Origin of the sequence: Streptomyces sp. NPDC048142 (assembly GCF_043202835.1) — a bacterium.
Taxonomy (GTDB): Bacteria; Actinomycetota; Actinomycetes; order Streptomycetales; family Streptomycetaceae; genus Streptomyces.
The window spans coordinates 147,621-166,524 of sequence record NZ_JBIDBC010000008.1 but is presented as its reverse complement, the minus strand read 5'-3'; the positions used below and the strand labels follow the sequence as shown (position 1 = coordinate 166,524).

The 18,904-nt window shown below is 71.3% G+C and carries 19 protein-coding genes; 9 read left to right on the top strand and 10 right to left on the bottom strand.

Annotation, left to right across the window (positions count from 1 at the left end):
• Nucleotides 1–19: 19 nt before the first annotated feature.
• From ACGF2Y_RS13550 to ACGF2Y_RS13530, 5 genes are all read left to right on the top strand, one after another.
• Nucleotides 20–217, top strand: coding sequence for a ribbon-helix-helix protein, CopG family (locus tag ACGF2Y_RS13550; protein WP_032775118.1), 198 nt, complete (start codon nt 20–22; stop codon nt 215–217).
• Nucleotides 217–600, top strand: a complete 384-nt coding sequence (locus ACGF2Y_RS13545; protein ID WP_392946052.1) for a type II toxin-antitoxin system death-on-curing family toxin — start codon at nt 217–219, stop codon at nt 598–600. Before ACGF2Y_RS13550 ends, ACGF2Y_RS13545 begins: the two co-directional genes overlap by 1 nt.
• A gap of 156 nt (nt 601–756) precedes the next feature.
• Nucleotides 757–2,541 carry a DEAD/DEAH box helicase gene (locus ACGF2Y_RS13540; RefSeq protein ID WP_392946050.1) on the top strand — a complete coding sequence of 595 codons (1,785 nt, stop codon included), beginning with the start codon at nt 757–759 and terminating at the stop codon, nt 2,539–2,541.
• A gap of 517 nt (nt 2,542–3,058) precedes the next feature.
• Nucleotides 3,059–3,703: an IclR family transcriptional regulator gene (locus tag ACGF2Y_RS13535; RefSeq protein ID WP_006124906.1), complete on the top strand. Its 645-nt coding sequence runs from the start codon at nt 3,059–3,061 to the stop codon at nt 3,701–3,703.
• Between the two features lie 148 nt (nt 3,704–3,851).
• On the top strand, nt 3,852–4,640 hold the full coding sequence (locus ACGF2Y_RS13530) for a S16 family serine protease (protein ID WP_392946048.1): 789 nt from the start codon (nt 3,852–3,854) through the stop codon (nt 4,638–4,640).
• Here ACGF2Y_RS13530 and ACGF2Y_RS13525 read toward each other — a convergent pair.
• The 8 genes from ACGF2Y_RS13525 to ACGF2Y_RS13490 form a co-directional block, all read right to left on the bottom strand.
• Complete coding sequence (locus ACGF2Y_RS13525) at nt 4,600–5,967, bottom strand: MFS transporter (RefSeq protein WP_392946046.1); 1,368 nt, start codon at nt 5,965–5,967, stop codon at nt 4,600–4,602. The two genes, ACGF2Y_RS13530 and ACGF2Y_RS13525, sit on opposite strands and share 41 nt — an antisense overlap.
• A gap of 31 nt (nt 5,968–5,998) precedes the next feature.
• A complete protein-coding gene (locus ACGF2Y_RS13520) occupies nt 5,999–6,199 on the bottom strand; it encodes a hypothetical protein (RefSeq protein ID WP_392946044.1) in 201 nt (66 codons plus the stop codon).
• A gap of 43 nt (nt 6,200–6,242) precedes the next feature.
• Entirely contained in the window at nt 6,243–6,857 is a 615-nt protein-coding gene (locus tag ACGF2Y_RS13515; protein ID WP_392946042.1) for an ArsR/SmtB family transcription factor, read from the bottom strand.
• Between the two features lie 76 nt (nt 6,858–6,933).
• Nucleotides 6,934–7,824 (bottom strand): glycine betaine ABC transporter substrate-binding protein, encoded by an 891-nt coding sequence (locus ACGF2Y_RS13510; RefSeq protein ID WP_392946203.1) that lies wholly within the window; start codon nt 7,822–7,824, stop codon nt 6,934–6,936.
• A gap of 164 nt (nt 7,825–7,988) precedes the next feature.
• Nucleotides 7,989–8,855: an ABC transporter permease gene (locus tag ACGF2Y_RS13505; RefSeq protein WP_392946040.1), complete on the bottom strand. Its 867-nt coding sequence runs from the start codon at nt 8,853–8,855 to the stop codon at nt 7,989–7,991.
• Nucleotides 8,852–10,117 (bottom strand): betaine/proline/choline family ABC transporter ATP-binding protein, encoded by a 1,266-nt coding sequence (locus ACGF2Y_RS13500; protein ID WP_392946038.1) that lies wholly within the window; start codon nt 10,115–10,117, stop codon nt 8,852–8,854. The genes ACGF2Y_RS13505 and ACGF2Y_RS13500 overlap by 4 nt, the downstream gene beginning before the upstream one ends.
• Nucleotides 10,110–10,757 (bottom strand): ABC transporter permease, encoded by a 648-nt coding sequence (locus ACGF2Y_RS13495; protein WP_392946036.1) that lies wholly within the window; start codon nt 10,755–10,757, stop codon nt 10,110–10,112. Before ACGF2Y_RS13495 ends, ACGF2Y_RS13500 begins: the two co-directional genes overlap by 8 nt.
• Nucleotides 10,758–10,782: 25 nt before the next feature.
• Nucleotides 10,783–11,280 (bottom strand): Lrp/AsnC family transcriptional regulator, encoded by a 498-nt coding sequence (locus tag ACGF2Y_RS13490; protein WP_392946034.1) that lies wholly within the window; start codon nt 11,278–11,280, stop codon nt 10,783–10,785.
• Nucleotides 11,281–11,402: 122 nt separating this feature from the next.
• Here ACGF2Y_RS13490 and hppD point away from each other — a divergent pair, with 122 nt between their 5' ends.
• Complete coding sequence (hppD, locus tag ACGF2Y_RS13485; protein WP_392946032.1) at nt 11,403–12,548, top strand: 4-hydroxyphenylpyruvate dioxygenase; 1,146 nt, start codon at nt 11,403–11,405, stop codon at nt 12,546–12,548.
• 97 nt (nt 12,549–12,645) lie between these two features.
• Here hppD and ACGF2Y_RS13480 read toward each other — a convergent pair whose 3' ends face one another.
• The gene (locus ACGF2Y_RS13480; protein ID WP_392946030.1) at nt 12,646–14,130 is read right to left on the bottom strand and encodes a tetratricopeptide repeat protein; all 1,485 of its coding nucleotides are present in this window, start codon (nt 14,128–14,130) and stop codon (nt 12,646–12,648) included.
• A 97-nt stretch (nt 14,131–14,227) separates the two neighbouring features.
• Between ACGF2Y_RS13480 and ACGF2Y_RS13475 the strand changes: the two genes are divergently transcribed.
• Nucleotides 14,228–15,595: an FAD-binding oxidoreductase gene (locus ACGF2Y_RS13475; protein ID WP_392946028.1), complete on the top strand. Its 1,368-nt coding sequence runs from the start codon at nt 14,228–14,230 to the stop codon at nt 15,593–15,595.
• Nucleotides 15,596–15,617: 22 nt separating this feature from the next.
• On the opposite strand, the gene ACGF2Y_RS13470 is transcribed toward ACGF2Y_RS13475, so the two are convergent.
• Entirely contained in the window at nt 15,618–16,100 is a 483-nt protein-coding gene (locus ACGF2Y_RS13470) for an SsgA family sporulation/cell division regulator (RefSeq protein ID WP_392946026.1), read from the bottom strand.
• Between the two features lie 247 nt (nt 16,101–16,347).
• On the opposite strand from ACGF2Y_RS13470, the gene ACGF2Y_RS13465 reads away from it, so the two are divergent.
• The gene (locus ACGF2Y_RS13465) at nt 16,348–18,012 is read left to right on the top strand and encodes an RDD family protein (protein WP_392946024.1); all 1,665 of its coding nucleotides are present in this window, start codon (nt 16,348–16,350) and stop codon (nt 18,010–18,012) included.
• A 192-nt stretch (nt 18,013–18,204) separates the two neighbouring features.
• Nucleotides 18,205–18,873, top strand: a complete 669-nt coding sequence (locus ACGF2Y_RS13460; RefSeq protein WP_392946022.1) for an RDD family protein — start codon at nt 18,205–18,207, stop codon at nt 18,871–18,873.
• The last annotated feature ends 31 nt before the right edge of the window (nt 18,874–18,904 follow it).

Here is an 18,904-nt window from a genome sequence, read left to right as displayed (position 1 = left end):
GTACCTTATTGGTATGGCTATGAACCTGCGTATACGCGAGGACCAGCAAGAGGCGCTGAAGCTCCGTGCCGAGCAGGAGGGGCGGAGCATGCACGCCATAGTGCTTCAGGCCATCGACCGCTATCTGGAGGTCGAGGCCGACCGGGAGTCGGTTCGCCGGCTCGGTGCGAAGTACGCGGTGCGCCACGCTGATCTGCTGCGGAGGCTGGGGGAGTAGTGAAATACCTGACGGTTCAGGAAGTCCTGGACCTGGCGGAGCTCGCCTGTGGGGGGCAGCAGGTCGCGGTGCGCGATCTGGGGCTGCTCAGTTCGGCGGTTCATCGGCCACAGTCGCAGATGTTCGGTGTCGAGGCGTACACCGATCTGTTCCAGAAGGCCGCCGGGCTGTTGCAGTCGCTGGCGGTGAACCACCCCCTCGTCGATGGCAACAAGCGTATGGCGTGGATGTCCACGGTCGTGTTCCTCGACATCAACGGAACCGAGATGGTCGAGGTTGACCAGGACGAGGCGTACAAACTCGTCATCGAAGTGGCCATGGGAAGCCTTGAGGATGTGGACCGGATCGCCGAGCGGCTGAGAGCGCTGCGCGACGCGATGTGAACACGGTCTCGTCGGGCGTCGGCGCGGCTTGTTCGTAGCAGGTTTCAACCGGGCCACCGGTAAGGTGGCCCGGTTGTCGTATCGCGGGCCGGGACGAACCGGCCCGGTCCGGTGCCGACAGCGCCCCACGTACCCGAGAGCCCCGAACCGGAGACCGTGACTACTACCACCGCCTCCCACCACCTCTCACCCGCCTTTCCCGGCCGCGCCCCCTGGGGCACCGCCGGCAAGCTGCGAGCCTGGCAGCAGGGTGCCATGGAGAGGTACGTCCAGGAGCAGCCGCGCGACTTCCTCGCCGTCGCGACGCCCGGCGCCGGCAAGACCACGTTCGCGCTGACCCTCGCGTCGTGGCTGCTGCACCACCATGTCGTGCAGCAGATCACCGTCGTCGCCCCGACCGAGCACCTCAAGAAGCAGTGGGCGGAGGCGGCCGCGCGGATAGGGATCAAGCTCGACCCCGACTACAGCGCCGGTCCGCTGAGCAAGGACTACCACGGGGTCGCCGTGACGTACGCCGGTGTCGGCGTCCGTCCGATGCTGCACCGCAACCGCTGCGAGCAGCGCAAGACGCTCGTGATCCTCGACGAGATCCACCACGCCGGTGACTCGAAGTCCTGGGGCGAGGCCTGCCAGGAGGCGTTCGATCCGGCGACCCGGCGGCTCGCGCTGACCGGTACGCCGTTCCGGTCGGACACCAACCCGATCCCCTTCGTCGCGTACGAGGAGGGCAACGACGGCATCCGCCGCTCCTCCGCCGACTACACCTACGGCTACGGCAACGCGCTCGCCGACGGCGTCGTCCGCCCGGTCATCTTCCTCAGCTACAGCGGCAACATGCGCTGGCGCACCAAGGCCGGCGACGAGATCGCCGCCCGGCTCGGCGAGCCGATGACCAAGGACGCCATCGGGCAGGCCTGGCGCACGGCGCTGGCGCCCACCGGCGAGTGGATCCCCAATGTGCTCTCCGCCGCCGACAAGCGGCTCACCGAGGTCCGCAAGGGCATCCCCGACGCGGGCGGCCTCGTCATCGCGACCGACCAGGAGTCGGCACGCGCGTACGCCAAGATCCTCAAGAAGGTCACCGGCGAGACGCCGGCCCTGGTCCTCTCCGACGAGAAGGCCGCCTCCAAGAAGATCGACAAGTTCAGCGCGGACGAGTCGCGCTGGATGGTCGCGGTGCGGATGGTGTCCGAAGGGGTCGACGTGCCGCGCCTGGCCGTCGGCGTGTACGCGACGACCATCTCGACGCCCCTCTTCTTCGCCCAGGCCGTCGGGCGCTTCGTGCGCTCCCGCCGGCGTGGTGAGACGGCCTCCGTCTTCGTACCGACGATCCCGATGCTCCTCGACTTCGCCAACGAGATGGAGGTCGAGCGCGACCACGTGCTCGACAAGCCGAAGAAGGGCAGCGACGAGGAGAACCCGTTCTCCGAGGAGGACAAGCTCCTCGCCGACGCGGAGAAGCTGGAGGACGAGGAGACCGAGGAGCAGCTGCCCTTCGAGGCGCTGGAGTCCGACGCCGTCTTCGACCGGGTGCTGTACGACGGCGCCGAGTTCGGCATGCAGGCCCACCCCGGTTCCGAGGAGGAGCAGGACTACCTCGGCATCCCGGGGCTCCTCGAACCGGACCAGGTGCAGCTCCTTCTCCAGAAGCGGCAGAGCCGGCAGATCGCGCACAGCCGCCAGAAGCCGGCCGAGGAGGCCGACCTCCTGGAGAAGCCGGCCGACGCCCGGCCCGTGGTCACCCACAAGCAGCTGCTGAGCCTGCGCAAGCAGCTCAACACCATGGTCTCCGCCTACACCCACCAGAGCGGCAAGCCCCACGGTGTCATCCACACCGAGCTCCGCCGGGTCTGCGGCGGCCCGCCGAGCGCCGAGGCGACGGCCCACCAGATCCAGCAGCGCATCGTGAAGGTCCAGGAGTGGGCGACCCGGATGACGTGATCCCGGGGCGTTCCCGCTTCGCCGGCCCGTACGGAGGTTCCCTCCTTCGTACGGGCCGATGGCGTTCCGGGCCGTACGGTGGCGTTCCCGGGCAGCACGGCGATGTTTCGGGGCGAGGTGCGGTGACGTTTCCGGTGGTCGGTTGCGGGAAATTTCTCCGGGGCCGTTCACACACTGTTAACGATGGTTCGCATCTGTGGACGGGTCGCCGCAGAGGTGTCGTGACACGTGAACGCGCGTAGATGTTCGCTTACCGGACGCCGCCCCCGTTGACCGGCCCTTATCCGGGGGCCATGCCGTGGCTCCCTGTCCGGAGACCGGATTCTGGACGAGGACTTCCGCTGAGCGGACTGGCTCGCTACTGTCCCCGGCATATGAACGCCCCGTGGCAGCGCCGCCGCGGAGCGCAGCCGGTGCCTTTGCCAGACCGGCGGCCTCTCCGTGCGTCGCCGCTGGGACCGGCGTCGCAACCTCCGGAGCGGGACCGTCGTCGCTCACCCGAAGAGGAGAGGGCGTCGTGACAGCGGAGACTTCCCAGACGCTCGACCGAGGACTGCGTGTCCTCAAACTGCTCGCCGACACCGATCACGGCCTGACCGTCACCGAGTTGTCCAACAAACTCGGTGTCAACCGGACCGTCGTCTACCGGCTGCTCGCCACCCTGGAGCAGCACGCCCTGGTGCGCCGTGACCTGGGCGGCCGCGCCCGGGTCGGCCTCGGTGTGCTGCGGCTCGGCAGACAGGTGCACCCGCTCGTCCGGGAAGCCGCGCTGCCCGCGCTGCGCTCCCTGGCCGAGGACATAGGGGCCACCGCCCACCTCACGCTCGTCGACGGCAGCGACGCCCTCGCGGTCGCCGTCGTCGAGCCCACCTGGACCGACTACCACGTCGCCTACCGGGCCGGCTTCCGGCATCCGCTGGACCGGGGCGCGGCGGGCCGGGCCATCCTGTCCGCCCGGCAGGCGACGGAGGCCGGGCACCCCGGCTACACCCTCACCCACGGCGAACTCGAAGCCGGGGCCAGCGGGGCGGCCGCGCCGCTGGTCGGGGTCTCGGGCGTGGAGGGCAGCGTCGGTGTCGTCATGCTCGCCGACGCCGTACCGGAACGGGTCGGGCCCCGCGTGCTCGACGCCGCCCGGGAAGTGGCCGACGCGCTGCGGTAGCCGCGTACGAGTCCAGGGCCGCCGTACGAGTCCAGGGCCGCGTACGCGTTCAGGGCGGGAGTGGCCGTCCTCGCGCAGGCGGCGAGGGCGGCGTGGGCGGCGTGCGCCTGGCGCGTTCCCGTCCGGGCGCGCCGGTTAGATTGGGTGGGTGCTCACTCGTCTCTCGCGCCCCCGCGTCCTCGCCCTCTGCGCGCTGCCCGTCCTCGCCCTGTTCGGTACGACGGTCCTCGCGCCGCTGCCGTTCACCCTGGCGCGGCCCGGGGTGACCTCGGATGTGCTCGGCAAGGACGACGGGCGGCCGGTGATCACCATCACCGGCACGTCCACCCGGCCGACCGACGGGCAGCTGCGGATGACGACGATCCTCGCCACCGGGCCGAAGGCGGACGTCCGTATCGGTGACGTGATCGACGGCTGGTTCCGTGCGGACCGGGCGGTCATGCCGCGCGACTCCGTCTACCCCACCGGCGGCTCCGAGAAGGAGATCGAGCGGCACAACCTCGACGACATGAAGGAGTCGCAGGACGTCGCCGTCGACGCCGCCCTGAACTACCTGGACCGCGAGCCCGGTTCGATGCGGGTCGAGGTGGACCTCGGCGACATCGGCGGCCCCAGCGCCGGTCTCTTCCTCTCCCTCGGCATCATCGACAAGCTCGACGGCGACGGCTCCGGCGGCGGTCTCACCGGCGGCCGCACCATCGCCGGTACGGGAACGATCAGCGCGGACGGGAAGGTCGGCGCGGTCGGCGGGGTGTCGATGAAGACGCAGGCCGCCCACCGCGACGGGGCGACCGTCTTCCTCGTCCCGAAGGCCGAGTGCGCCCAGGCGGAGGCCGAGCGGCCCGACGGGCTGCGGATCGTGCCCGTCACCACGCTGAAGGACGCGGTCAGCTCGCTCAAGGCCCTGGAGACGGGCGGGAAGGTACCGGCCTGCTGACCTGCTGCGGCGCGGAGGTCTTCCCGGTGTCCGGCCTCGGCCGTGCGAAAGGCTTCCCCGCGTCCGGCCCCGGCGGCCCGGAGGGCTCCCCCACCGCCGCCCCCGGCGTGTCGTCCATCGTCCGCCAGGACGGGAACACCAGCGGGCACAGCGTGGCCAGGAAGAAGACCCCGCCCATCGCCAGCAGCGCCCCCGTCGCCCCCACGCCCTCCACCAGCAGCCCGGCCGCGAGCCCGCCCAGCGGCATCGCGAACTCGCAGCCCGCCGTCAGCGCCCCCGAGACCCGGCTGCGCAGCCGGTCGGGCACGCGCTCGTAGATCACCGTCGTCAGGATCGGGTTCAGCACGCCGCCCGCGATCCCGGCCAGCAGCATGGTGACCGCGAGCGGAAGCGCCGTCCCGGTCACCGCGGCGACCACGAACCTCGGCGCGCCGCACAGGATCACGCACACCGTGAACACCGTCCGGCGCGAGAACCGGTGCCCCACCGCCCCGTACAGCAGGGCCCCCATCAGCCCGCCCGCCCCGAACATCGCGGTGAGCAGCCCGATGGCGGTCGCGCCGCCCAGCTCGCCCTCGGCGTGCACGGGGAGCAGCACCGCGTTCCAGCCCTGGTCGATGCCGTTCATGAACATCACCATGACCACGATCGCCAGCAACAGCCGGTTGCCCAGCAAGTGGGCGTACCCTTCGCGGAGTTCGGTGCCGTAGGCGCGCAGCGAGACCGGGGCCTCCGCCTTCCGCGGCTCGGCCGCGCGCACTCCCCTTACCCCTGTGGCGATCAGCAGTGCGGACAGCCCGAACGTCGCCGCGTCCAGCAGCAGGACCGTTTCCGCGCCGACGAAGGCGATGAGGACCCCGGCCAGCGCCGCGCCGGCCATCCGGGCCCCGCGTGAGACCGCGTCGAAGAGGCTGGCGGCCCGGGGGAGCGTGGTGCCGGCGTGCTCGGCCAGATCCGGGATCAGGACGTAGCGCGCGGTGTTGCCCGGGGTGTGGGCGAACCCGTTGAGTGCCATCAGCGCGCACAGCATCCAGAAGTCGAGGGCGCCGGCGAAGTGCAGCAGCGGGATCGCGGCGATGGCCGACGCGCACACGGCGTCGGACGCGATGGCGACCCGGCGGCGGCCGATCCGGTCGATGACCGGTCCGCCGACCAGCGCGGCGACGACGATCGGCAGGGTCGCGCAGAACGCGACGACGCCTGCCCGGCCCGCGCTGCCGGTGGTCTCCAGGACGAACCAGGGGACACCGATCAGGGTCAGTGAAGTACCGGCGGTGGATATGGAGTTGGCCGCGAGCGTGGCGGCGAGCGGGGTGCGGTTCCCCATGGCGCTTTCCCCCGGGATGGTCGTAGGGCCGTCACGCGGTACGGAAGGCGGCGGTGCGGGGCGCGGTGGCGGCCGTCTCCCGGCTCTCGACCGTCAGCCGCAGGCCCGCCTCGACCAGGGCCCAGCCGACCCGGGTGCGCAGCCGGGTGCGGGGGAGGCGGAACGCCGCTGCCTCGCCGTGGAGTTCCGACGCGCGGGCGGCGTGCAGGAGGTGGTGTACGTCGGCGTGCATAAGGCGATTCCCTTCGAGCGGGGGGCGGTTGGCGGCGCGTCGCTCATTCGGAGGAGCGCGGGAAGGTGTGCAGGTGGGTGCGGACGACGGCCGATCCCTCGGTGTCCTCGGGGACGACGCCCAGGTAGCTCTCCATCAGTTCGTGGACCTTCCGGGACAGCTCCAGGGCGAGCTCGGGAGTGAGCCGCAGTTTGAAGTCGCTCATGTCCCAGCTCCGCTGCCACACCTCCGGCCAGTCGTCCATCGTGCCCAGCCAGGTGTTCAGCTCCTGGGCGTGGCTCGTGGCCGTCTCGTGGAGGAGGAAGTTGATGGCCCCGCGCACCTCCGGGTCGGCGTGCGTCCGGAAATCTGTGCTCTCGACGGTCGAGCCGTCGTGGACCGCCCGCCACCAGCGCTCGCGGCCCTTGCCCAGTTCCGGGGCGTCCTCGACCATGCCGGACTCGGCCAGTTGGCGCAGGTGGTAGCTGGTCGCGCCGCTCGACTCGCCCAGCCGTTCGCCGAGCTTGGAGGCGGTGGCGGGGCCGAACTCGCGCAGCGCTTTCAGCAGCCGGATCCGGAGCGGGTGCGCGATGGCCCGCAAGGTGCGGGCGTCGACGTTGTGGATCTTCCGGTCGGTGCCGTCGTAGCGGTAGGGGCGGACGTCCTCGTTCTCTGGCATGACTCGACGATAGGGATGCAAAGAATGCTTTGCAAGGCTTTTTTGCAAGGGATTCTTTGCAACGGCTCTTCGTAACTCACCCCTCCTTGATGAACCCCTCCGCCACCAGCCAGTCCTTCGCCACCTCGTGCGGGTCCTCGCCGTCCACATCCACCTTGGCGTTCAGCGTTCGCGCGACCTCGGTCGTCAGCTTCTTCGCGAGCGGGTCCAGCAGCTCCGCGATCACCGGGTACTCCTCGAAGGTGGCCTCGTGGATGACCGGGGAGGCGTTGTAGTTGGGGAAGAAGCTCTTGTCGTCCGCCAGGACGTCCAGGTTCATGGCCTCGATGCGCCCGTCGGTGGTGAACACCTCGCCCAGCAGGCAGGAGTCGGACTCGGAGACCTGGGTGTAGATGATCCCGGCGTCCATCTTCTGGATGTTGGCGGCCGGGATGCTCATCCCGTACCGCTTCTGCATGCCGGGCAGCCCGTCGTCGCGGGAGGCGAACTCGTTCTCCACGCAGATCGTCACCGCGCCCGGGTCCCTCTTCGCGAGGGCCGCCACGTCCGAGAGGTTCTTCAGCTTGTACGTGGCGTTGTTCTTCTTGCTGATGGCCAGTGCGTACGTGTTGTCGAGCGGGGCCGGCGGCAGCCAGACCACCCCGTTGGCCCGGTCCTCGTCCCGCACCGCCTCGTACTGCTCGTGCGGGTCGACGATGGGGTCCGCGTGGCCGAGGAAGGTGATCCAGCCGGTGCCGGTGTAGTCCCACTGCGCGTCGGCGTCGCCGTTGATGATGGCCTCGCGCGCACTGATCGAACCCGGCAGGTTCGTCCGGTCCAGGACCTCCGCCCCGGCCGCCTTGAACACCAGGCCGGTCATCTGGCCCAGGATGATGTTCTCGCTGAAGTTCTTCGAGGTCACGGTCAGCGTCGCGCCCTTGAGCGGCTCGCCCTGCCCGACCGACCCCGGCGACACGTCGTCCACCATCGGCGAACCGCTCTTGAGTCCGCAGCCGCCCAGGAGCAGCGCCAGGGCCAGCACCAGCGTCAGGGCCGGAGTCAGGGACCGGGTCGGGGCAGGCGCCAGGGGCCCGGCCGTGCCGCCGGTCGCGAAGGTCCTGCGCCGCGATCCGTACGTCGTCGTCCTCCTCCTCATCGCTCCTCCAGCCCGCGCGGCGTCAGCGCCAGTTCGGCCAGCGAGGCCAGCCAGTCCACCAGCAGTGCCAGCACCACCGTCAGCACCGAGCCGATGACCAGCACCGGCATCCGCTGCGTCTGGATCCCCGAGGTGATCAGGTCGCCCAGCCCGCCGCCCCCGCCGAACGTCGCGAGCGTCGCCGTGCCGACGTTCAGGACGAGTGCCGTCCGCACCCCCGCCAGGATCAGCGGCACCGCGAGCGGCAGCTCCACCTTCATCAGGACGCCCCGGCCGGACATCCCCATCCCGCGTGCCGCCTCGATCATGTTCGGCTCGATCGCCCGCAGCCCCGCCACCGTGTTGGAGAGCACCGGCAGCACCGCGTAGATCACGATGCCGATGATCGCGGTCCGCGGGCCGATGCCCAGCCAGATCACCAGCAGCGCCAGCAGACCGATCGCCGGGGTCGCCTGCCCGATGTTGGCCAGCGCCGTGAACGCCGGGGCCGCCTTCCGCAGCCGCTGCCGGGTCAGCGCGATGCCGAGCGGGATCGCGATGATCAGCACCCAGAACGTGGAGATCGCCGTCAGCCGCACGTGCTGCCACCAGCGCAGCTGCACGTTGCCGCCGGAGAGCGAGTTCTCCGCGATCGAGTCCAGGTGGATGGTGGTGATCCACACGTAGGTGACGACCAGGACGACCGCCAGCACCGCCGGCAGGACCACCAGCTTCCGCCAGGTGAACCGGCGTTCCGGCGCGGCCGGGCCGGGGGCGGGATCGCTCTCCTCGTCGTGGAACGCGTGCCCCTTGACGTCGTGCTCGCCCGGTGGCCGGGTCGGGGACGGATCCTTGCCGGGACGGGCCGGCCGGCTGGGACTCATCGGCCGCCGCCACCCCCCTCCAGCTCCTGCTCCGTCTGGTGGACGCGCAGCTCCTCCAGCCGGTGCTGGTGCTCCATCGCGGTCAGCCGGTCGGCCTCCAGCAGCTCCTGCACGCTGTCCATCAGCGTCTTCATGTCGACGACCCCGATGAACTCGCCGCGCCGCCCGGTCACCGCGACCCGGCCCCCGCTGTCGGTCAGCACCGCCTCCAGCGCGTCGTGCAGCGTGGCGTCCCGGGTCACCGTGTCGTGCACCAGCTGCCCGGCCCGCGCCAGCGAACCGCGTGCCCGCATCAGGTCACCGCGCCGCAGCCACTTGTACGGGCGGTTCCTGCGGTCCAGCATCAGCAGCTCGTTGTGCGGGCCGTTGCGCAGTGTGTTGAAGATCGTCTGGAGCGGGTCCTCGACCGTGACCGTCGGGAAGTCGGCGATGCCCACATCCCGTACGCGCGTGAGGTTGAGGCGCTTGAGGGCCGCGCCCGCGCCGACGAAGCCGGAGACGAAGTCGTCCGTCGGGTTGGTGAGGATCGCCTCCGGGGTGTCGAACTGCGCGATGTGCGAACGCTCCCGCAGCACCGCGATCCGGTCGCCGAGCTTGATCGCCTCGTCGAAGTCATGGGTGACGAACACGATCGTCTTGTGCAGCTCGTGCTGGAGCCGGATCAGCTCGTCCTGGAGGTGGTCGCGGGTGATCGGGTCGACCGCCCCGAACGGCTCGTCCATCAGCAGCACCGGCGGATCGGCGGCCAGCGCCCGCGCCACGCCCACGCGTTGCTGCTGCCCGCCGGAGAGCTGGCGCGGGTAGCGGCCGTGGAACTCGCGCGGGTCCAGGCCCACCAGGTCGAGCATTTCCTCCACCCGGTCGTTCACCCGGGACCTGGACCAGCCGACCATCTTCGGGACCAGCGCGATGTTGTCCGCGACCGTCATGTGCGGGAAGAGGCCGGAGGACTGGATGGCGTAACCGATCTTGCGGCGCAGTCTCACCGGGTCGATGTCGGTGACGTCCTCGTCGTCGATCCGGATGCGGCCCGAGGTCGGCTCGATCAGCCGGTTGATCATCTTCAGGGTGGTGGACTTCCCGCAGCCGGACGGCCCGACGAAGACCACGGTCTCGCCCGCGTTGATCTCCATCGAGACGTTGTCGACGGCCGGATTCGGGTTGCCCGGGTAGCTCTTGCTGAGGTTCTCCAGCTGGATGGTGGCCCCGGAGGCGGCGGCGCGCTCGTCCCCCCGGACAGTCTCGGTCCCGGTCTCAGGCACGGATCCCCCTCGGGATGGTCAGCCGTCCCAGCAGGACGTACGCGGCGTCGAAGAGCAGGGCGAGGACGACGATGCCGAGCGTGCCCGCGAGGACCTGGTTGATCGCGTTGGCGCTGCCCAGCGAGGCGATGCCCCGGAAGATCTCGTTGCCGAGGCCGGGCCCGGAGGCGTACGCGGCGATGGCGGCGATCCCCATCAGCATCTGGGTGGAGACCCGGATCCCGGTCAGGATCGGCGGCCAGGCGAGCGGCAGCTCCACCCGGCACAGCCGCGCCGGCCGCGACATCCCGATGCCCGTCGCCGCGTCGACCAGCGACGGATCGACGCCCCGCAGCCCCACGATGGAGTTCCGGACGATCGGCAGCAGCCCGTACAGGGTCAGGGTGATCACGGTCGGTGTCACGCCCAGGCCGACCAGCGGGATCAGCAGACCGATCGCGGCGAGGGACGGAATGGTGAGGATCGTCGACGTGGAGGTGATGGCGAGCGAGCCGCCCCAGCCGCTGCGGTAGCTCACCACCCCGATGACCACGCCCAGCACGGTAGCGATGACCATGCACTGGAAGACCGCGCTGACGTGCTGGAACGCGTCCGTGAGAAGCTGCTGGTGGCGGGTGTTCAGATACTCCCAGAAGCTCACACGGCACTCCTTCGGCTCAATAACGTCAATAACGCCCCGGGCCCCCGGGGTGGTCGGTGTCCTCGGCCGCCTGTTCCACCAGCGGGATGATCCGCAGCGGAACCGGGTTCTCCATGACGATCGCCGTGGAGGCCCGGACAATGCCATCAAATCCGACAACCCGGTCGATCACCCGCTGGAGATCGGCGTTGGAGCGGGCGACGAGCCGGCAGAGCATGTCGCCGTGTCCGGTGGTGGTGTGCAGCTCCAGCACTTCCGGTACGCCGCCCAAGTGGGTCCGTACGTCGGCCCCTTGGCCCTGCTTGATCTCCAGCGTGGCGAACGCGGTGACCGGGTAGCCGAGCGCCGCGGGATCCACGTCGGGGCCGAATCCCCGGATGACGCCATTCGACTGAAGGCGGTCCAGCCGTGCCTGCACGGTCCCGCGTGCCACCCCGAGCCGCCGGGATGCTTCCAGGACGCCGATCCGCGGTTCGCGCGCCAGGAGCACGATGAGCCGCCCGTCCAGATGATCGATCGCCATGACTCCGCCTTCGATGGTCACCCTGTACAGATAGTGCGGCCATCATGGCGATCTGCTGGGCACATTGACCAGTGAATGTACGAACTATTGCGCACCTTGCGATGTGGGGAGAGCCTTCGAACATGACTGAGACTCTGCACACCAGCCCCGAAACCGTCCGGCAGGCCGACCCCTTCCCGGTCAAGGGAATGGACGCGGTCGTCTTCGCCGTGGGCAACGCCAAGCAGGCCGCGCACTACTACTCGACCGCCTTCGGCATGAAAGTCGTGGCCTACTCCGGACCGGAGAACGGCACCCGTGAGACCGCGAGTTACGTCCTGACCAACGGCTCCGCCCGCTTCGTCCTCACCTCCGTGGTCAAGGTGTCCACCGAGTGGGGCACCTTCCTCACCGACCACGTCGCCGCGCACGGCGACGGGGTCATCGACCTCGCGATCGAGGTCCCGGACGCCCGCGCGGCCTACGCGTACGCCGTCGAGCACGGCGCGCGCGGCATCACCGAGCCGCACGAGGTCAAGGACGAGCACGGCACCGTCGTCCTCGCCGCCATCGCCACGTACGGCGAGACCCGTCACACCCTGGTGGAGCGCTCCGGCTACGACGGCCCCTACCTCCCCGGCTACGTCGCCGCCGCCCCGATGGTCGAGCCGCCCGCCAGGCGCACCTTCCAGGCCATCGACCACTGCGTCGGCAACGTCGAGCTCGGCAAGATGGACGAGTGGTGCGCCTTCTACAACAAGGTCATGGGCTTCACCAACATGAAGGAGTTCGTGGGCGACGACATCGCCACCGAGTACTCCGCCCTGATGTCCAAGGTCGTGGCCGACGGCACCAAGAAGGTGAAGTTCCCGATCAACGAACCGGCCATCGCGAAGAAGAAGTCGCAGATCGACGAGTACCTGGAGTTCTACGGCGGCCCCGGCGTCCAGCACCTGGCGCTCGCCACCAACGACATCGTCTCGACGGTGCGCACCATGCGGGCCGCGGGTGTCCGGTTCCTGGACGTGCCCGACTCGTACTACGACACGCTCGGCGAGTGGGCGGGCGAGACCCGGGTGCCCGTGGAGACCCTGCGCGAGCTGAAGATCCTCGTCGACCGCGACGAGGACGGCTACCTGCTGCAGATCTTCACCAAGCCGGTCCAGGACCGGCCGACCGTCTTCTTCGAGATGATCGAGCGCCACGGCTCCATGGGCTTCGGCAAGGGCAACTTCAAGGCCCTGTTCGAGGCGATCGAGCGCGAGCAGGAGAAGCGCGGCAACCTCTGAGCCGGCCATCCTGACCTGCGGCTCCCCGCAGAACGCCGCCGCGGTCCGGGGCAGTACCCCGGACCGCGGCGGCCCACGCTCCGCACAGCGGCGGCTGTCAGCCGCCGGGGCCGCCCGGCGGCGGGTCGCCGAGCGCCGCCAGGGCCTGCTTCGCCAGCGGCGCGGCGAGCGGCGAGAACGCCGGGTTGGTGCGCAGGGCCTCCTCCAGATGGCGGCGGGCCGGACCGTACTCCGCCACCTTCCGCTGGATCACGCCCAGGTGGTACGCGTACGAGGCGTTCCGCACGCCCGTGCCGACGGCCCGTTCCGCGTACCCCAGCCCCTCCCGCGACTTGCCCGCCCGGTGCAGCGCCCAGCCCAGCGCGTCCGCCACCGCCGCACTGCGGTGCTGCTTCGCCCACTGGCCGCGCAGCAGCTCCACCGCCTCGTCCGGGTCCCCGTGGTCGGCCTCGAAGCGGGCCAGCAGCAGGGACTCGTCGGCCCCGGCCCGCTCCGCCGCGGCCACCATCTCCCGCAGCTTCGCGTACTGCGTGCGGGCGTCCCCGTCCAGCCCCAGCGACTCGTACAGCTCGCCCAGCTCCAGGGCGTACCGGGGGCGCGGGAGCTTCTCCAGCGCGCTCTGGTACGCGGCCAGCGCCTCGTCGGTGCGCTCCAGCGCCACCAGGGCGCGGGCCCGGCCCGCCAGCGAGGCGTGATGGCCGGCGTCCGTGCGCAGCGCCGCGTCGAACTGCGCCACCGCCTCCTCCGGTTCGCCCCGCTCCCAGGCCAGCTCGCCGAGACGGTGCAGCGCCTGCGCCTTCTCGGCGGGCCGCGTCGCCCGGTCGGCCGCCTCCCGGGCGGTGGCCAGCGCGTCCTCGCGCCAGCCCTGGTTCCGGTACAGCTCGGCGGTGCGGGCCAGCGCCGGAACGCCCTTGCGCAGCTCGCCGAACTTCTCCGTCGCCGCGGTCGCCGCCTTCCGGTCACCGAGCCCGGTGTACGCGTCGATGAGTACCGGATACACGCTCCAGGTCTTCGGCTGCTGTTTCTGCACGCTCTCGCCCCACCGCTTCGCCGCGAGGTAGTCGTGCCGGGCGTTGGCCAGGGCCGCCAGGCCCACCCGGGCCTGCCCGTTCCCGCGCTCGCCCGGCCGCGCGTCCAGCGAACGCTTCAGGGCCTGTTCGGCGCGGGCGTAGTACGCCGTGTCCGCCGAACGCCGCGCCCACTCCACGTACGCCGTGCCGAGCGTCGCCAGGGACGGGGCGTCGGAGGGATGGGACTCCACCCACTTCTGCCGGTCCCCGATCAGCGCGGTGAGGTCCGAGAGCGAGGCGGGGGAGCCCGCGGCGGCCGCCGCCTCGGCCCGCTCGACCGGCCCCGGCTCCTTCGGCCCGTCGCCCTCCCCGTTCTGCACCGCCACCAGCGCCCCGGCCAGCAGCACCCCGGCGGCGACCGCGCCGAACGCGGCCCTGCGCAGCGTCGTCCGCAGGGTGAGGGGCGGCGGGGGCAGGGCGGTGGCGCCTTCGGCGGGCATCACGTACGGGTCCTGCGGGGGCGGCACGGGCGGCCGGCGGGACTCCGGATCCTGCTGCGGCATGACATCCATGACCATCACTGTGCGTCAGTCATACGAGCACACCGCGCCTTGGGATCGCCGCCGCCCACGGGTTCACACCTTTGGCCCTGGGTGTCACGCTTGGATCATGAGCGATCTCCTCGAACGGCTGCGCGCGGGACTGCCCCCCGGGACGTTGATCACCGATCCGGACGTCACCGCGTCCTACGCCCACGACATGGCGGGCTTCTGCGCGGCCGGCACCCCGGCCGTCGTCGTGCTCCCGCGCACGGTCGAGCAGGTCCAGCACGTCATGCGCACCGCCACCGCGCTGCGCGTCCCGGTCGTCCCGCAGGGCGCCCGCACCGGCCTGTCCGGCGCGGCCAACGCCTCGGACGGCTGCATCGTGCTGTCCCTGGTGAAGATGGACCGGATCCTGGAGATCAGCCCGGTCGACCGGATCGCCGTCGTCGAACCGGGCGTCGTCAACGCTGTGCTCTCACGCGCGGTGAACGAACACGGTCTGTACTACCCGCCGGACCCCTCCAGCTGGGAGACGTGCACCATCGGCGGCAACATCGGCACCGCGTCCGGCGGCCTGTGCTGCGTGAAGTACGGGGTCACCGCCGAGTACGTCCTCGGTCTGGACGTCGTCCTCGCCGACGGACGGCTCCTGACCACCGGCCGCCGCACCGCCAAGGGCGTCGCCGGCTATGACCTGACCCGGCTCTTCGTCGGCTCCGAGGGCAGCCTCGGGATCGTCGTCAAGGCCGTCCTCGCGCTCAGACCGCAGCCGCCCCAGCAGCTCGTCCTCGCCGCCGAGTTCCCCTCGGCCGCCGCCGCCTGTGACGCTGTGTGCCGGATCATGGAGCGCGGTCACACCCCGTCACTCCTCGAACTGATGGACCGTACGACCGTGCGTGCCGTCAACGCGCTGGCCTCCATGGGCCTGCCCGAGACCACCGAGGCCCTGCTGCTCTGCGCCTTCGACACCCCCGACCCGTCGGCCGACCTCGCCGCCGTGGGAGCGCTGTGCACCGCCGCCGGGGCAACCGAAGTGGTCCCCGCGGACAACGCCGCCGAGTCCGAACTCCTCCTCCAGGCCCGCCGGATGTCCCTCACCGCGCTGGAGACCGTCAAACCCGCCACGATGATCGACGACGTCTGCGTACCGCGCTCCCGGCTCGGCGATCTGTTCGCGGGCACGGCGGCCATCGCCGAGGAGTACGGCCTCACCATCGGCGTCTGCGCCCACGCGGGCGACGGCAACACCCACCCCGTCGTCTGCTTCGACCACCACGACCCCGACGAGTCCCGCCGGGCCCGCGAGTCCTTCGACGCGATCATGGCGCTCGGCCTGGAACTCGGCGGAACCATCACCGGCGAACACGGCGTCGGAGTACTCAAGAAGGAGTGGCTGGCCCGCGAACTGGGCGAGACCGGCATCGAACTGCAGCGCGGCATCAAGGCCGCCTTCGACCCGCTCGGCCTCCTCAACCCCGGCAAACTCTTCTGACGGCCCTCCTGTCCGGCCCCTCTCACACCTCACCGTCCTGGGACGGCGACTCGTCCGCCGCCCACGGGTCGCTCAGCCACAGGTCGTCGGCCGGCAGCGGGGCCAGCAGATCCGCCAGCGCCTCGTCGAGGCCGAGCCGCTCGCTCTCGGTGCCCGGCGGCACCACCCGCAGCGTCCGTTCCACCCAGGCGGCCACGGTCGCCGACGGCACTTCCAGCAGGGCGTTGCCGTCGGGGGAGGTGAGGGCCACGCAGATGACGCTGCGGCCCGCGACCTTCGTCGGCCAGATCCGTACGTCCCCGTGCCCGCACGGCCGGAACACGCCCTCCACCAGCAGCTCCCGGGCGAACGTCCAGTGCACGGGCGACTCGGAGCCGATATGGAAGGCGATGTGGACGGCGTACGGATCGTCCGTGCGATACGTCAGCCGGGCGGGCACCGGGATGGACCGCTCGGGGGACAGGACGAGCCGCAGCTCCAGCTCACGTTCCACGATGCTCATCATGAGAATGCACAACCTTCCGGTGCTCGTGGGCCGGCCCGGTGACCGTCCCGCACAAGGAGAGAGCGCCCTCCCCGCCACCTATTACGCGACTTCTCAAAAAAACTTCGGTCCGTCCCGAAAGTGGTCCCAAACAGATGGACCGGCCCGGGGGCGGGCGGCTGTCTGATAGATGTGGACCCTTGTATTGAGGCCGTCCGCCCGCACCACGGGGACGGCCTGAGGCCTCGAAGAGATACGGGACCCGCTGATGAGCGCGCCAACTCCGGCACCCGGTGACGAAAGCCCCCGCGAGGGCTACTACCCCGACCCCTCCATCCCCGGCTACGTCCGGTACTGGAACGGCGCGTCCTGGGTCCCCGGCACGAGCCGCCCCGCGCCCCGGCAGGCGGACCCGGCCGCCGCGTCTGCCGCCGGTGGGCGGACCGCGCCCGTGGAGGAGACCGGGCCGATCTTCTTCGACGAGGAGGAGGACGGACTCCAGGCCGGGCCGGGAGCCCCGGGCGAACCCGTCGCGGACGCTGCGGACGCCGCGTCCGTCTGGCAGGCGGACACCGCACGCCAGAACGGTTTCGGCGGCGAACGGGACCGCCGGGTCGACTGGGGCGGCCCGGCGCAGGAGCCCGCCGGCCGCCCGTCGCCGCCGGCCGACCCGAGGGCGCCCCTGGCCCAGGGCCCGACCGGGGGCGCGCTCCCGGGGATGCGGGAGGGCGGCGGCCTGCCCGCCGAGGAGGCCGGGGCGCGTCCGCCGACGGACGGGACGGTCACGATCCGCGCGGCGGGGCCACAGCCGAAGGCGGTACGGGAGAGCGCCCCGGCGCCGCACGCCGTACCGCCCCACCCGGCACCGCCGAACTCCGGTACGCCGCGGGGGCCGCAGAGCGTGGGGGTGCCGCAGAACCCGGGCGTGGCGCAGAACAGCCTCGCGCCGGCTCCGGAGCCGCGTGCCCTTCCGGCGCAGGCACAGCAACCGCAGCAGTCACCGCATGCACAGCAGGCGCAGCCGCCGCGCCAGGCACAGCAAGCGCAGCAGCCACGCCCGCCACAGCAAGCCCAACTGTCACAGCACACCCAGCAGCCGCAGCATGCCCAGCAGTCACCGCAGCCGCAACAGCCGCAGCAGTCACCGCAGCCGCAACAGTCACTGCATGCACAGCAGGCGCAGCCGCCGACTACCCCCGCCCCGGCTCCCGCCCCGGCTCCCGCCCCGCAGGATGTGCGGCAGGGGCCGGTCCAGGCCCCCGCCGCCCCGGCCTCCTGGGCGCAGCAGGTCCACCAACTGGCCCAGCCCGAACCGCAGCAGCAACAACACCAGCACCAGCAGCCGCCGCACCAGCAGCACCAGGGGCCCGGACAGGGGGCGGACCAGCCTGTCGTGCCCTGGAAGCCGCCGGTCGACGACCCCTTCCAGCAGCTCGCCCGCAACCAGGCCTCGGCCCGGCCCGCCGGGCTCGGCAAACGGTTCGCGGCCCGGCTGGTCGACAACCTCGTGCTCGGCGCGGCCGTCGGGGCGGCGGCGGTTCCGCTCGCCACCCGGGCGCTCGACCACATCGACCGGAAGATCACCGCGGCGAAGGAGACGGGGGAGACGGTCACCGTCTGGCTGCTGGACTCCACCACCGGGGCGCTGCTGGGGGCCCTGCTCGCCGCGTTCCTCCTCCTCGGCTTCCTCCTGGAGGCACTGCCGACGGCCAAGTGGGGCCGGACGCTGGGCAAGAAGCTCTGCGGGCTCGACGTACGGGACATCGAGTCCCACGACGCGCCCACCCTGGGCGCGGCCCTGCGCCGCTGGCTCGTCTACGGCGTGCTGGGGCTGCTCGTCATCGGCGTGGTCAACGTCCTGTGGTGCCTGTTCGACCGTCCCTGGCGCCAGTGCTGGCACGACAAGGCCGCCCGCACCTTCGTCGCCGGCTGAGTGGGCTGTCGGCCGAGCGGCTGCCGGGCGGGCGTCGGCCGAGTGGGCGTCGGCCGAGAAGGGTCTGTCGGGCGGTCGGAACGCGGGGCCGGGCGAGCGGCGGCAGGCCCGTTCGGACGCGTATGCCGCCCTGTGTCCCCCGAACGCACCTGAGCCGTTGCAGGCCCCGGTGGTGCGGGATGCACTGCCCCCATGAGCAACGACCAGCCGACGCCCGGCCAGCCGCCCGAGGACGACGATCCGTTCCTCAAGAAGCCGCAGGAGCCCTCGCCGCCGTCCGAGGGTCAGCCGTACGGCAGTGCGCCGCCCCCGCCGCCGCCTCCGCCCCCGCCGAACGATCCGTACGGCAGCGGTGGCGGCTCCGGCGCGCCCGATCCGCTGGCCGGGATGCCGCCGCTGGCCGAGCCGGGGAAGCGGATTCTGGCGCGGCTCATCGACTTCCTCATCATCTCGATCCCGCTGTATCTGATCTCGCTGCCCTGGGGCGGCGCGGTCGACGTCAACGGGGACGGTGACGACGGGTTCGGCGACGCGGTCGCCAACGGGTACAGCGGGCACCAGCTGCTGTGGTCGCTCATCGGGCTGGTGGTCTACGTCGCCTACGACACGTACTTCACCAGCAAGGACGGCCGCACGGTGGGCAAGCGGCTGCTGAAACTGCGCGTCGCGATGCTCAACGACGGGCGGGTGCCCGACACCGGGGCCGCGCTGATGCGGGGCGTCGTGCTGTGGGCCCCGGCGCTCCTGTGCTGCCCGTGCCTGTGGTGGCTGATCAACATCGTGCTGATGTTCACCGACAAGCCCTACCGGCAGGGGCTCCAGGACAAGGCGGCGAAGACGGTCGTGGTGGTCGTTCGCTAAGACCCGCCCTCCATTGCCGGTGGGCCTCGCC